This is a genomic window from Streptomyces sp. NBC_01478 (assembly GCF_036227225.1).
Classification (GTDB): Bacteria; Actinomycetota; Actinomycetes; order Streptomycetales; family Streptomycetaceae; genus Streptomyces.
In genome coordinates this window covers 3,967,891-3,981,425 of record NZ_CP109444.1, presented here as the reverse complement: position 1 = coordinate 3,981,425, position 13,535 = coordinate 3,967,891, and the positions used below count along the sequence as shown (strand labels likewise).

Genomic DNA, 13,535 nt, shown 5'->3' with positions numbered 1-13,535 from the left:
TCCCTGAGTCGGTGGGCTTCACTGTCACCGTAGGCGCCTGACACCGCCGGGTTCCGGGGCCGTTCGGCCCTGAAGCGCGGCCGTTCGGACCGCTGCGCGGCTCGCGGGCCGCCTCCGGGAGGCATCGATCTCGGCGTACCGCGGGTCGCGGGCGGGCACGCACAGCGCCTTCTCGTGCATGTCCTTCTCGTGCATGTCGTTCTCGTCGCGGACGACGAACATGCCGACGGCCCGGCCGACCATCCACTTCACCGGCAACGCCGTTCGGCACCACCGGTCGGCCTACGCCGCGCTGGTGCACCGTGCCATGCAGGGCCCACATGTCTTCGACCAGTTACTCGGCCGTCCGCAGGGGCTTTGGCCACAGCGGGGTCACGAGCCTTCGGCGTCCGGCCTTGCGGATCCGGGCCGGGGACCGAAACGTTCCAGCAGGGTGGACACGGCCGGGTGTTGGATGCGTGGGCCCAGGACGCGCTCCAAGGTCTCGACCTCGGCGGAGCGGAGTGAGCGGCATGACGCGGACATCTGTCCCGACCTTGCCGGGGTAGAGGTCGACTCGGCCGGGCCCGGTACACCGTCATGCTGGTCCGGATGCGGCTCGACCCTGCCACGAAGACGTACGTCGCCCCGACCAGTCGCCGAGAGCAGGGCGTCACGCGACGGACGACATCGCCTCGAACGAGCCGTCTGCCGACAGCTCTTCAAGGTCCTGGAACAGGCGATGTTCTCCGCTCGAACGCCCATGTCCTGACCTGTTCGCCGACCGGTCCGCCTTTCACACACCGGGGCGGTCGAGCTCGTAGGGACCGGGGACCGGGAAGTACGTCTCCAGGAAGGTGGTGAGCAGGGTTTGTTGGGTGTCGAGTTCCTGATCGCCGGAGACTGTGTCGTTCAGGCAGAACACCTGCTTGTCCCGGCGGGCCAGCAGGGTTTCGAGGCGGGTGGCGAGTGCGGGATGGGAGACGTCGAGGTAGGCGTAGCGCACCTGGGCAGGGACGGCGCGGGCGGTGTGGAAGGCGTAGTAGTGGTGGAGCGAGGAGACGAAGGAGACGTCGTCGAGGCTGCGGAAGCGGTGGCCGGCCGTGGCGTGGTGCTCGGCCGGGAACCTCGTCTCCAACTCGTACAGGACGCTGCGCCGCAGAGCGTGCGGTGTGTGTTTCATCTTCTGGCTGATGACCGTGCCGAAGGTGGCCTCGACCAGGGCACGGCTGTTCTTGCCCGCGGCCGCCACCGGCACGTCCGACTCGGTCGGCTCGCCCGGCGGGATGAGCACCGGGGACGGGAAGAACCTGGTGAGGCCGTTGGCCAGGAAGAAGTCCTGAGGGACGACGGGGCGGCCCAGGAACACATCGTCGTTGAAGTAGAGGAAGTGCTCGGACAGGCCGTCGATGTGGTGCAGTTGGCTCTCGATGGCGTGGGAGTTGAACGTCGGCAGCAGGCTCGGGTCGTCGAAGATCTCCTTGTGGCTGACGACGCGGATACCGGGCATGCCCGCGTTCAGCCAGGACGGGACCTGGCCGTCGGTGACCAGGTAGACCGTGCGCACCCAGGGGGCGTACTGGTCGAGCGAGCGCAGTGAATAGCGCAGTTCGTCGCGGTTGAGGTACCGGGCCGCGTTGTCCGCCTCCTCGTGGTACGCCTGCCCCGCGCAGGTTGCCCGGCGCCGCGCCCACTCCGGGTCGTGCCCGTCGACCCAGGTGTACACGACGTCGACGGGGAACCGGACGTCCTCGGGGCCCGGCCGGGCGAACTCCCTGCGGGTGCGCACCGGCGGCAACGGGTGGTCGGCGGAGGCGAGCGCGGTGAACAGGGTGTCGGGGACGTGCATCGGGGTGTCGGCGCGCGGCACCTGCTCGGCGCTGCGGTTGGGGCGTGGCGCCAGCAGCAGGTCCCCCGTCTCCTCGTCGGCCGCCCAGAACTCGATGTCGCAGCCGTACTTGGAGCCGAGCGTCAACTGCCCTCGCGCATCGCCGTAGTACCAGGTCATGCGGAGCACGTCCGCCTGCGCCAGCCGCCGCCAGGTGCGGTGACGGAACGCCGGCCGGGTCGTGCGCCGCTCGCGCCGGACGCCGTCGACGGCACACACGTAACCGGGACGCTCGCGGCCCGCCCGCTCCAGGGCGCGCAGCGCCGTCGCCCGGTCCCGGGCGGCGAGGGCGACGACCGCGGAGGTGCTGCTGCGGCCGCGTACGCAGAAGTAGTCGAGACCCGCCCCGTCGAGGGACGCGCGGACCGTGGCCGCGTTGGCGTTGCGCGCCGCCAGTGGCGAGATGTCGGGGCGTACGAGGACCAGTTTGGGCACATTGCGGACCAGCCGCACCTCTCGGTCGTGGCCGGTGAGCAGGCCGGGATGGCGGCGCACCAGCCATGCCGCGCGCACGCCGCCCAGCAGGCGGTGCGCCGACGGCAGGCTTGCGATCCGCCGCTTGACGCGTGCGCGGGCCTGCGGGGTCGTGCGTTCCACGAGGGCCCGCCTGAGGCGGGCGGGCACGGCGCGCCGGTACAGGCGCACCGGCCATGACGCCTCGGGGTTGTGGTGGACCGCGGATGGGTGCGGCGGTTCCGGCCGGCGGGAGGTTTCTCCTTCTGGGGACAGGGCGGTGTTCACGTGACGGCCCTCCTCGTGCGTTGCCTCGCTGCACGATCACTGTCCCTCCCGCGGGGGCGACGGGCTTGAGCCCTTCGGGCCATGTCACGGGCCGAACAGGACCGCAACCACAGGCGCGTTCGCGGATCTGGGGGTGCAGCCGATCTCCCGTTCGGGAAGTCCCACCACGAACCGCCGCCCCGCCGTGTTGCCCACGTACACGAGAGGCATGACCCTGACGGGGTTGGAGTGGCGAACGCCCGGGATCAGCGGTCGCTCTCCTCCGGCGTCACCGCCCCGGCGGCCCGGCCGCGTTCGCCTTCTCGACCTGCCGAGTGCTGGATTCGGTCGACCCGCAGCGACTCCGGCCGCGACCACGATGCCCTGCCGCGGAATGCGCGAACCCGCAGTTCGCAGCTCCCGGGCGCGGACGGGAGCGGACGGGCCGATGCTCGCGGCGGCGGCGCCGGCCACCGTCGGCCGGCCGCCACTTCGGGGCCGTTCGGTGCGCGGCCGTACCACCGCCGACGAGTGCGGCGACGAGACCGACCGGTGGGGTGACGAAGCCGAGAAGCCGTGCGCGGTCGCGACGCCAGTCGCCGATCGGCCCACAGCCGGCAGGCTCGCTGCCGCGCGGTCGGCCGTCGACTCGGTTGTCACGTCGGCATGCCTCTCACCAAGGCCTTCGTCGCGGGACACGACCCGCTGCTGTGGCAAGCGCCCAACTCATCGACCCCCAGGGGCCATTGAGGGACTACAAGGACAGAAACACATCGACAAGGACCGCACAGGACTGCCACGGATCAGTGCGTCTGAGCTGGGAAAACGTCAAGGATGAGCGTTGATCGGCAAGGACCGCCAAGATCCCCAATGGACTCATAATCCGTCGGCCGTGGGTTCGAGTCCCACCCGCCCCACCTGTGCAGGTCCTTGACCTGCGGAAACGTTTGTTTTTGGGTGTCGGGGCGTCAGCTTTGCCTGGACGGACTGGATCCGCTGCTCGCGAGTTCGTGCCACCTTGGCCTGCGTAGGTTGATGTCCTTCTGACCTGCGTGGATGTGCATCAACCGAGTGGAGTTCTGCCTGGCTCCCCGCGACTGGGCATGAATTGAGGCCGTCCTGAGGCCGGAGGTACTCGCGAAGTACGCCGGATGCGTTGTCCGACGAGTCGTCTACCGGTGGATCAAGGCGTTTCGTGTGACGGCCGGGGCCGGGGCCGGGGCCGGGGCTTGGGCGTAGTCGGCGGGCGTCCGTTTTGTGATCACTTGAGGCCGGGCGGGGCGAGCGGGCGGTCCGCGTTGCGGGCGTTGTGTCGCAGAGCTGCGGCGATGTTGGTCGCGCCGGCCGGCCGCAGGGCGCCGATGGCGAGGTTGCGCCAAGTGGCCATCGCCCGGGGCGCGTTGCCGGTTCGCAGCTGTGAGGCGTCTTCGGTGAACGTGGTGTCTCTGACGTGGTGCAGGGCTTCGATCTGCCAGTGATCACGGATCAGGGTCGCCGGCTGGGCGGGGTTGGCTTGCTCAGCGGTGAGGCTGGTGACTCCAGTTCGCCGAGCGCACCGGTACGGGTCCCGCGACCCAGGCGCTGCCCGCCGACGGGGATCACGGGGATCGCGCCGGAGTCCTCGACCGAGCCCCCGCGACCTGCGGGGAGAGGCGTCGGACGGACGCGGATGGCCGGCACGCGGGCCGGTTCCAACTCCTCGAGCGTAAACGGTCTTGATGGTGGTCCTGCCGGTCTTGCGGTCGGTACGGCGGCGCTTGATCTGCACGGCCTGCCGGGCTCCGGGGAAGAGCAGGCTGTTGACCGTGACCACCTTGATCCGTCGGATCTCCGAGCGTCCGTGGCCGATGCCCCGCACGCGGCCCTGCAGCGGGATCTCTGTCCACGGAAGGGATCTGAGCTGCCTGCGGAGCTTCTTCTGGTTGCCCTTGACGATCACGATGCAGTGGGCTTCACGGCCGGGAAGGTAGTCGGCGTGCTCGCGTTGGGCGTGCATGGCGTCGCTGGTGACGACCACCCCGGCCAGGTCGCCCATGGTCTCCGGCAGCGGCTTGAAGCAGGTGATCTCGTTCGTCTTCTCGCCGACGTCCAGCTGGGCCAGGACCAGGCCGGTGGTGTGCTCCAGGGCTGCGAGCAGGTGGATCTTGCGGCCCTTCGCTCTGGCCGCTCCGCGAAGGCTCTTGCCGTCGACCGCCAGGCCGCGCAGCCGGCCCTGGGTTCGGTTGCGGCGGTCGGCGAGCCGGCGGCCGACTGCGAGGTCCAGTGCGTCGCCGTCGATCCGGGCCGGCAGTCGTCGACCGTCGTTTCCGCAGGCAAGACCCGTTGGGGGAACAGGGGGTCGAGTCGCACGCCGACGTATTCCAGCACGTGGGGTGGAGCGTCGGTGATCCATTCGCCGACCGCCGGCAGCGACGTTGCCCCCGCCGGCACCGCGCACGCGGCCAGGGCGAGGACGCCCACCAGAGCGTGGCGCACTCCACGGGGATCACGCGGATCGGGCACCTGGGCGAGGCGGCCCAGCAGTCCGGGCACTTCTTCCGGCTCGGCCCCTGGATGCTCGCGGAGTTGGTCAAGGGCAGGCGGGATCAGCGATGATGCTTCGGCAGGCACGGTCTTCCAGGCACGGTCTTCCAGGCACGGTCTTCCAGGCAGGTCACGGGGCGTCGAGAACTCCATGATCTTGGAAGCCGTGCCTGTCCCGCTCTCCCTGGCGGACCGTCATGAACCGGATACCCGGCGACTACGCCGAAACCCTGATGGTCCGGGAAGGCGCCAGGCGGATGCTGGCCGCCGCGCTGGAAGCCGAAGTCAACGCCTATATAGCTGAGTTGTCCCACGAACGGGGCGGTGACGGGCGTCGGCTGGTGGTTCGTAACGGCTACCACCAGCTCAGAGAGGTCACGACCTCGGCCGGAGCCGTCCAGGTCAAGGCGCCGCAGGTCAACGACGCCGGCGCTGCTTCGCAGGTGTCCCGAGACCACGTCGAAGGAGAGGAATGCCTGCTGCTTGTCGTGGACGCTCCTCAGCGCCGTCGCGACATCCTGCTCCGAGAGGCGTGCCGCCGCTGATGGGCACGGCTCCGGGGCCGAGCGGCACCATTGCGGCTGCCCTGGCGGCCGGTGACCATGGCGTTCCGGCCGCCCGGGACAAACGCTTTCGTGAAGACTCCGCTCCGGCGGTGAGGTCAGGGCCAGTGCCACCGAAACAGCCCGGTTCCCAGGCGCAGGGCAGCGATACGTCTATCCGGAACGGGAGGCGGCGGCAGACCTCCGGGCCCGGGCGGGGCAGGTCGCGTCGCGCCCTTCGGCGCTCCAAGGGCTCTTGGCGCCTCTCACGGTGGCCTTGATGACCACCTCCACCGATACGACGTCCGGGTCTTCGGCGTGGCGGGCGTCGGCGGCCGTACAGACCACCTGGGCGAGGGCATCTCCGACCAGTGGTTTGACAGTGGCCGGGAAATCCGCCGGGTCGTCGAAGCGCAGCTCGATCGACACCGTGGCGCCATCGGTCCGGACCGTCGGATCCTTCTTCAGCTTCCGCAGCCGGCTGCCCATGCCCACGCTCAGTTCGGATCTGGTCGGGCCCTGGAACAACAGTCGTACGGCCGCTTCGACGCCGGGCCGCTGGGGGATCCTGCGGGGGACCGCGACCAGGCCGCCCTTGCCCGTGAAGTAGAGCGTGATGGTCGACCGGACACCGGTGGCGGGTTCCCCCGAGCCCACCACACCGGTCGTGGGGATGCCGCAGGCGCCGAGCAGGAGCGCCCCCGCGAGAAGAAGCAGCGCGGGCCGGACGGCCCTGTGGACAGGGCTCACGGATGGCTCCCCATGGCCGGTTCGGCCGGTTCTGGTGGTGGCTCTGACTGTCGCAGCGGGAGCTCTACGGTGAAGACGGCGCCGCCGTGCGGGCCGTTCGCCGCCTGGATGGTGCCGCCGTGCAGGTGGACGTTCTCCGCGGTGATGGCGAGTCCGAGGCCGCTGCCCTCGGTCCTGGTGCGGGCCGTGTCCGATTTGTAGAAGCGGTCGAAGACGTGGGGCAGGACGCTTTCGGGGATGCCCGGTCCGCTGTCCAGCACTTCGATGACCGCCCGCCGCCCGTCGTCCGGGTGTTCCCACTGGAAGAGGTGCAACCGTACGGGGCGTCCGCCGTGCCGGAGGGCGTTCCCGACCAGGTTGGCGACGATCACGTCGAGGCGGCGCGGGTCGAGGCTGCCGCGGAGTGTGCCCGGCGGTGGAAGCCGGGTCTCGACCGTCTCCAGCCAGGCGCGGGAGGCGAGGGTGCGTCGGATGGAGTCCGCGAGGTCTATCTCGTCCAGGTGCAGAGTGGCCGCGCCCGCGTCGAAGCGGGACATCTCCATCAGGTCCTCGACCAGGCGGGCCAGTTTGACGGTTTCCTCGCTGATGAGCCGTACGGCGGTGGCGGTGTCGGGGTCGAGCTGGGCCGCGTCCTCGTCGAGGATGTCGGTGACCGCGGACATGGCGGCCAGCGGGGTGCGCAGTTCGTGGGAGACGTCGGCGGCGAAGCGGCGGGCGCGTGCCTCCATGCGGCGCAGTTCGGCGACCGACTCCTCCAGTGCGGCGGCGGTCTCGTTGAAGGTGTGGGAGAGGTCGGCGAGTTCGTCGGAGCCGTTGACGGCGAGCCGGGTGTCGAGATGACCCTCGGCGATGCTGCGGGTGGCCCGGCGCAGCTCGCGTACCGGCCGCAGTACGCCACGGGCGGCCAGCAGTGCGAGCAGGACGGCCAGGATCAGCGCGGGGACCGTGGCGCGCTCGACGGCGGGGACCAGGGCCTGGACGTAGGCCTGTTCGGTGGTCTGCGGCACCGTCAGGAAGACGTCGAGCCCGGACGGGTCGGACGTGGGCCGCTCCGCGGTGCCGAAGGTGACCGGCAGGCCGACGACGAGTGCGGGGCTGCCGTGTCTGGTCACCCGCTGGAAGACGGTGTTCCCGCCGGAGGCCACGGCCTTGCGCAGGTCGGGCGTCAGCTGCTCGAACGGGTCCTGCGGTGAGGAGGTGGCGCTCAGGCCGCCGTAAGTGGCCAGCACGCGCCAGTTCTTCGACGGTTCGGAGCGCGCCAACTGCTGTGCGAACAGGTTCAGTTGGTTCTGGTCCGGGGGAAAGTCGAGGTCGGCGGCGAGGTCGTCGACATGGTCGCGGAACTGTCCGATCACCCCGTCCTGGCTCTGCTGGAGCACCCCCGTGCGCGCCTCCCGGAACGTCAGGGCGCCGGTGGTCAGGGTGGCGACGCCGGCGACCAGCAGGAAGGCCGTCAGCAGTCGGCCGCGCAGGCCGCGCAGCGGCGGGGGCGCCTTCACCGTGATCTGAACTGGTAGCCGAAGCCGCGCACGGTCTGTATGTAGCGCGGCTGTCCCGGAGGCTCACCCATCTTGGTGCGCAGCCGTTTGACGCAGGCGTCCACCAGCCGTGAGTCACCGTGGTAGCTGTGCTCCCAGACGGCTTCCAGCAGTTGCTGCCGGCTGAACACCTGACCGGGCGAGGCGGAGAGGGTCAGCAGGAGCCGTAGTTCGGAGGGAGCGAGGGCGACCGGTGCGCCTTGGTGGGTGACGGTCAACGCGGCCCGGTCGATGGTCAGTTCTCCATGGGTTTCTGTCTTCGGCGTGGTTCCGTCGGAGGGTGTGCCGCCAACCCGTCGAAGGACGGCACGGATACGGGCTTCGAGCACGCGGGCCTGGACGGGCTTGACGACGTAGTCGTCGGCTCCCGCTTCGAGGCCGACCACGATGTCCACGTCGTCGCCCCGGGCGGTCGCCATGATGATCGGAACCTGGTCGTCGGCCCCGCGGATACGGCGGCACACATCGAGCCCGGACATGCCGGGCAGCATCAGATCGAGCACCACGACGTCCGGCCGGAACGACCGCAGCTGTTCCAGCCCGTCCTCACCCGTCCCGGCGGCGGCGACGTCGTGCCCCTGGCGGCGCAGCGCGAGTCGGACACCCTCACGAACAGCGCGGTCGTCTTCGATGAGCAGGACACGTGGCATGTGCTCAGTATCCGTACAACACCAGGCCAGGCCGGTGCTGTTACCGGACGATCACATACTCGCGGGCGGGTGAGCGGACCCGGCGTCCTGTCGCCGCCCATCGGCTGTTGCCGTTTGATCACACTCCGGGCCAGTTCCCATCACACCGCGGGTCCAGCCTCATCCACCATGAACGCACAAAAGAGCATGCCGAAGAGGGGCCGCGTTTCCGTGGCGACCGCCCTGGTGATCGGCCTGCTGCCGGTCCTGGCCGCCTGCGGCGGTTCGAGCGACAAGACCGGCGCGAGCTCCGACTCCACGGCCGGCGGTGCGAACGCGGCGAACGACAGTACGACGAACGCCGACGGGGCAGTGCAGCTCACCGTCCCGGACGGCGCGGACGCCGAGACCAAGAAGACGTACATCCAGCAGAACACCCTCGCGGCCTGCATGAAGAAGCAGGGCTTCACCTACACACCGCACGTGGTGACGGCGAGCGGCGACGACTCCTTCGCCGGGCTGGACGCGGAGGACTACGCGGCGGCGAAGAAGTCCCGGGAGAAGTACGGGTTCGGCAACTACGCCGCCGCCGTCTACCCCGACGACCCCAATGCCCCCTTCAGCAACCCCGGAGGGAAGGTGGGAGAAAAGCGGACCGACGCCGTCGCCGACGACGACGAGAAGGGGCTCACCCCCGCCCAGCAGAAGGCGTACCAGGAGGCGCTGGCGGGCCCCCAGGCCAAGTCCAAGGCGGACGAGAAGATCGGCGGCTGCGAACTCAAGGCGTCGATAGCCGTGAACGGACACGCGCTGAGCGCCGCCGAGCAGAAAAAGGCGGAGAACGCCAAGGCGGAGGCGAACCGCGCGAACGGTCTCGAGCTCAACGGCGACGCCCAACTGGTGCAGCTCGCCCAGGGGTACGCCACCTGCCTGAAGGCACAGGGCATCCCGGTCAGCACCACCCAGCCGACCGGTATGCCCGACATGGTGCGGATGGAGCAGAACGTGCCGGAGAACCACTTCAGCATGTCCAAGGCGGAGGCGCTGCCGCTGCTCACCAAGGAGATCGACCTCTCCCTGAAGGACCTGGAGTGCGGCAAGAAGTTCCGGGCCGCGTACTTCCCCAAGGAGAAGGCCCACCCGTACTACGGCGACAACGCATGAGCCGGTTCAGCAGCCGTAAGCACCTGGGCGCGCTGGTCGGCGCGGTGGTCCTGGTCGGCGCGGGCGGCTGGATCGCCGGCACGCAGGTGCGCTCGCCCGCCGACGCCGCCGCCGCGCACACCGCGCCGAAGGCCGGCCCGGTGACCGTGGCCGTCCAGCGGCAGTCCCTCACCGCGACCGTGGTGGCGTCGGGGTCCGTCGAGTTCGCCTCGCCGCGTCCGCTCGCGCTGGCCGGCGCGGTGGGCACCGGAGCGTCCGCGACCGCCGGCGGCGAGGGCGCGGAGCAGCGGATCACCAAGGCACCGGTCGCCGGTACCAAGGTCAAGGAGGGCGACGTACTGATGGCGGTCAACGGCCGTCCGGTGCTCGCGCTGAGCGGAACCGTACCGATGTACCGGGCGCTGGGCCCAGGTGCCTCCGGCGACGATGTGAAGCAGCTCCAGAAAGCGTTGCACCGGCTCGGATTCTTTTCCGGATCGATCAGCGGCAACTACGGCCAGGGCACCGCGGCGGCGGTCACCAGCTGGTACTCGAGCAAGGGGTACGAGGCCCAGAAGCCCAGCGCGGACGACGAGCAGCAACTGGGCCAGTTGCAGCAGGCGGTGTCCGCCGCCCAGCAGACGCTGCTCACGACCAACAGCGCGAGCAGCAGCAGCGGCGACGAAACGGAGACAGGGACAGCGGCGGGGACGGATGCGGGCGCGAGCGGCAGTGCGAGCTCGCCGAACCCGCAGTCCAGCACCGACGCGCAGATCCACCAACTGCAGCTCGAATCCGCGAAGAAGGCGCTGAACATGGCGAACGCCGCGCTCAGCACCTTCCAGGCCTCCTATGGGACGAAGGTCCCGGCCGGCGAGGTCGTCTTCTTCCCGAAGCTGCCCGTACGGCTGAACAAGGTGACGGTGAAGACGGGGGACACCGCGTCCGGCCCGATCGGCACCGTGACCAGCTCCGACCTGGAGGTGCAGGCGGTCGTCCCCGGCGCGGACGCCGAACTGCTGCGGAAGGGCATGGCCGTCGAGCTGACGACGACGGACGGCAAGAAGGCGGCCGGCACGGTGTCGGCGCTCGGCGCCGACGCCGCGTCCTCGACGACCACGGCGACGGGCTCGGACGGGGACAGCGAGGGATCCACGGGGACGACCTCGGGGGACACCGGGAGCGAATCCGCCGGCACCTCCGCTACCGACTCCTCGGCCCCGGTCCAGCTGCGGATCTCCGTACCCAACTCCGGCGAACTGGCCGACGAGGCCGAAGCCGCGGTGAAGGTGACCATCAAGATCGGCGCCTCGGACGGCAAGGTGCTGGTCGTACCGCTCGCCGCGATCCGCACCTCGTCCGACGGAAACGTCCGGGTGCAGGTCGAGCGCGGCGGCAGACTGAGCGACGTCCGTGTCACCGTCGGGCTCTCCGCGGCCGGTCTCGTCGAGGTCAAGCCGACCAGCGGCACGCTGGAGCAGGGCGACAAGGTGGTGGTGGGCGAATGACCCCGGGCACCGCCCCAGCCGCCATGGTTCCGACGACCGAGGGTGCCGCACCGGAGGACGACGGCGGTGACCCGGACGCCGTCATCGAACTCACCGGTGTGGATCGGACCTTTGACTCCGAACCCCCGGTGCACGCGCTGCGCGGTGTGAACCTGACCGTTCGGCGCGGCGAGCACCTCTCGATCGTCGGCCCTTCCGGCTCGGGGAAGTCGACGCTGCTCAACACGCTGGGCCTGCTCGACCGTCCCACCTCCGGTACCTACCGGCTCGACGGCGTCGAGACCACCGGGCTCGGCGACCTCGAACGCACCGCGCTGCGCGGCAGTCGTATCGGGTTCGTGTTCCAGTCCTTCCACCTCCTGCCGTACCGCACCGTCGACGAGAACGTCATGCTGGCCGAGGCGTACCGCAGGCCACGCCCGGGGCTCGGCCGCGGGACCCGTCTGGCCCGCGCCCGGGAGGCGCTGGACCGGGTCGGGCTCGGGCACCGGTCGGGCTTCAGGCCCGACCGGCTCTCCGGCGGCGAACGCCAACGCGTCGCCATCGCACGGGCGTTGATCAGCGATCCCGCGCTGCTGCTCTGCGACGAGCCGACCGGCAACCTGGACAGCGAGAACACCCTCTCCGTGCTGGAACTCTTCGACGACCTGTGCGCCCAGGGCATGACCCTGGTGCTCATCACCCACGACGAGACGGTCAGCCGCCGCGCGGGCCAGCGTGTCCGCATCACCGACGGCCGCCTCACCCAGGAGCCCGAGTGAAACTCGCGACGAGGGCGCTGGGGAGGGCACGGACGAGGGCGAAGGCGACACCGGCCGGGACCCGCATCGAACGCCCCTGGATGGACCCCCGGGACCTGTGGACGGAAGCTCTCGCGGGCGTCATGGCCCGCCCCGTACGGTCCGCCCTGACCACACTCGGCACCGTGCTCGGCATCACCACGCTGGTCATCACCATCGGGGTGGCCTCCACGGCCGGCAACCAGATCGTCGGCCGGTTCGACGCGCTCACCGCGACCTCGGTGACTGTGACCGTGCCGTCTGTGGCGGCCGGCTCGGACGACGAGCCACTGGTGGACTGGTCGGGGACCGACGCCGTCCGGCGGCTGGCCGGCGTGGACTCGGCCGCCGCCCTCGCCGACTCCCCACTGACCAACAGCGTCCAGGTGCGGTCCAACGACGTGAAAGCGCCCGGCGACGTCTCCGGCCAGACCCTGGCCGTGGTGGCCGCCTCGGCAGGCCTGCCCGCCGGGGTACGCGGTGCGATGACCTCCGGGCGGTTCTACGACGCCGGCGACATCGCCCGGCACGCCCAGGTGGCGGTCCTCGGCGACCAAGCGGCACGGCTGCTCGGCATCAAGCGGGTGGAGGACTCCCCGGCGATCTTCTTCCGGGGCCAGTCGTACACCGTCATCGGCATCCTCGGCGGCATCAGGCGCGAGCAGCGCCTGTCCACCGCTGTGATGCTCCCGCCCACCACCGCAGCGGACCGCCTCGGCCTGGAGGACGTCACCCAAGTGCTCATCAACACCGCGCTCGGCGCGGCCCGGCAGGTGGCACGCCAGGCTCCGATCGCCCTGGCCCCCGGGCAGCAGAACTCCCTCGCCGTGGCGGCGCCGGCCGACCTGTCCAAGGCTCGAAACGGTGTCCAGAACGACGTCAACGGCCTTTTCCTCGTCCTCGGCCTGGTCTCGCTGGTAGTGGGCGCGATCGGCATCGCCAACGTCACCCTGGTGACGGTGATGGAAAGGGTCGGCGAAATCGGGCTGCGGCGCGCGCTGGGCGCCTCGCGACGACAGGTGGCCGGCCAGTTCCTCCTGGAGTCGACGACGATCGGCCTGCTCGGCGGCATCGTCGGCGCGGCCCTGGGCATCGCCGTCGTGGTGTGTGTCGCCGTCTTCAAGGAGTGGACCCCGGTCCTGGACATGAACCTCGCCCTCGGCGCCCCGCTCGCCGGAGCCCTTGTCGGCCTGCTCGCCGGTCTCTACCCGTCGCTGCGCGCCGCCCGGATGGAACCTGTGGACGCGCTCCGGGCACCTTCCTAGACCGGCACCCTCCCCAAGTTTGTCAAAGCCGAATGGCCGAGGCAAAAAAAGAAACACCGTGTTCAGTTCGAGAAAAAGAAAAGAATGAGGAGAATTTCCATGGCTATCAGCAAGATCATCACCCCCGCGGCGGCTGCCAGGCGCGCGGCGCAGGCGCGGCGGAACGCCGTCCTGGAGCGTAAGCAGCGGGCGGCCGCCCGGGCCCGCATGCTGCAGGCCGCTCACCGTCGCCCCATCGGCGGCTGATGAATTGACACCGGAGGGCGGGCCT

At 70.3% G+C, this 13,535-nt stretch carries 12 protein-coding genes and 4 pseudogenes; 7 read left to right on the top strand and 9 right to left on the bottom strand.

The annotated features are described in order from the left end of the window. Positions 1-24: 24 nt before the first annotated feature. The 6 genes and pseudogenes from OG223_RS17850 to OG223_RS17825 all read right to left on the bottom strand — a co-directional run. Complete coding sequence (locus OG223_RS17850) at positions 25-252, bottom strand: hypothetical protein (protein ID WP_329249239.1); 228 nt, start codon at positions 250-252, stop codon at positions 25-27. Positions 253-337: 85 nt separating this feature from the next. Then, a pseudogene (locus tag OG223_RS17845) lies at positions 338-483 on the bottom strand (IS110 family transposase); the annotation flags it as partial. 292 nt (positions 484-775) lie between these two features. Continuing rightward, positions 776-2,464 carry a stealth family protein gene (locus OG223_RS17840; protein ID WP_443073718.1) on the bottom strand — a complete coding sequence of 563 codons (1,689 nt, stop codon included), beginning with the start codon at positions 2,462-2,464 and terminating at the stop codon, positions 776-778. A gap of 228 nt (positions 2,465-2,692) precedes the next feature. Beyond that, positions 2,693-2,818, bottom strand: a complete 126-nt coding sequence (locus tag OG223_RS17835) for a hypothetical protein (RefSeq protein WP_329249236.1) — start codon at positions 2,816-2,818, stop codon at positions 2,693-2,695. Positions 2,819-4,007: 1,189 nt separating this feature from the next. After that, positions 4,008-4,979: pseudogene (locus tag OG223_RS17830) on the bottom strand (ISAs1 family transposase); the annotation flags it as partial. Further along, a pseudogene (locus OG223_RS17825) lies at positions 4,973-5,047 on the bottom strand (hypothetical protein); the annotation flags it as partial. The pseudogenes OG223_RS17825 and OG223_RS17830, both read right to left, overlap by 7 nt. 6 nt (positions 5,048-5,053) lie before the next feature. Between OG223_RS17825 and OG223_RS17820 the strand changes: the two are divergent. Together OG223_RS17820 and OG223_RS17815 are read left to right on the top strand one after the other, a co-directional pair. Beyond that, positions 5,054-5,182, top strand: coding sequence for a hypothetical protein (locus OG223_RS17820; RefSeq protein ID WP_329249230.1), 129 nt, complete (start codon positions 5,054-5,056; stop codon positions 5,180-5,182). A 125-nt stretch (positions 5,183-5,307) separates the two neighbouring features. Then, a pseudogene (locus OG223_RS17815) lies at positions 5,308-5,535 on the top strand (transposase); the annotation flags it as partial. Positions 5,536-5,826: 291 nt separating this feature from the next. Here OG223_RS17815 and OG223_RS17810 read toward each other — a convergent pair. The 3 genes from OG223_RS17810 to OG223_RS17800 are packed head-to-tail and all read right to left on the bottom strand — an operon-like array spanning position 5,827 to position 8,590. After that, positions 5,827-6,402 carry a hypothetical protein gene (locus OG223_RS17810; RefSeq protein ID WP_329249227.1) on the bottom strand — a complete coding sequence of 192 codons (576 nt, stop codon included), beginning with the start codon at positions 6,400-6,402 and terminating at the stop codon, positions 5,827-5,829. After that, positions 6,399-7,901 carry a HAMP domain-containing sensor histidine kinase gene (locus tag OG223_RS17805; protein WP_329249223.1) on the bottom strand — a complete coding sequence of 501 codons (1,503 nt, stop codon included), beginning with the start codon at positions 7,899-7,901 and terminating at the stop codon, positions 6,399-6,401. The genes OG223_RS17810 and OG223_RS17805 overlap by 4 nt, the downstream gene beginning before the upstream one ends. Then, positions 7,898-8,590: a response regulator transcription factor gene (locus tag OG223_RS17800; RefSeq protein WP_329249222.1), complete on the bottom strand. Its 693-nt coding sequence runs from the start codon at positions 8,588-8,590 to the stop codon at positions 7,898-7,900. The genes OG223_RS17805 and OG223_RS17800 overlap by 4 nt, the downstream gene beginning before the upstream one ends. Before the next feature lie 210 nt (positions 8,591-8,800). Here OG223_RS17800 and OG223_RS17795 point away from each other — a divergent pair, with 210 nt between their 5' ends. From OG223_RS17795 to OG223_RS17775, 5 genes are all read left to right on the top strand, one after another. After that, on the top strand, positions 8,801-9,733 hold the full coding sequence (locus OG223_RS17795) for a hypothetical protein (protein WP_329249219.1): 933 nt from the start codon (positions 8,801-8,803) through the stop codon (positions 9,731-9,733). Beyond that, positions 9,730-11,220, top strand: a complete 1,491-nt coding sequence (locus OG223_RS17790) for a peptidoglycan-binding protein (RefSeq protein WP_329249216.1) — start codon at positions 9,730-9,732, stop codon at positions 11,218-11,220. The genes OG223_RS17795 and OG223_RS17790 overlap by 4 nt, the downstream gene beginning before the upstream one ends. A gap of 23 nt (positions 11,221-11,243) precedes the next feature. Further along, on the top strand, positions 11,244-11,981 hold the full coding sequence (locus tag OG223_RS17785; RefSeq protein WP_329265336.1) for an ABC transporter ATP-binding protein: 738 nt from the start codon (positions 11,244-11,246) through the stop codon (positions 11,979-11,981). Further along, a complete protein-coding gene (locus tag OG223_RS17780; RefSeq protein WP_329249214.1) occupies positions 11,978-13,264 on the top strand; it encodes an ABC transporter permease in 1,287 nt (428 codons plus the stop codon). The genes OG223_RS17785 and OG223_RS17780 overlap by 4 nt, the downstream gene beginning before the upstream one ends. 99 nt (positions 13,265-13,363) lie before the next feature. Then, positions 13,364-13,510 (top strand): hypothetical protein, encoded by a 147-nt coding sequence (locus OG223_RS17775; RefSeq protein ID WP_329249212.1) that lies wholly within the window; start codon positions 13,364-13,366, stop codon positions 13,508-13,510. The last annotated feature ends 25 nt before the right edge of the window (positions 13,511-13,535 follow it).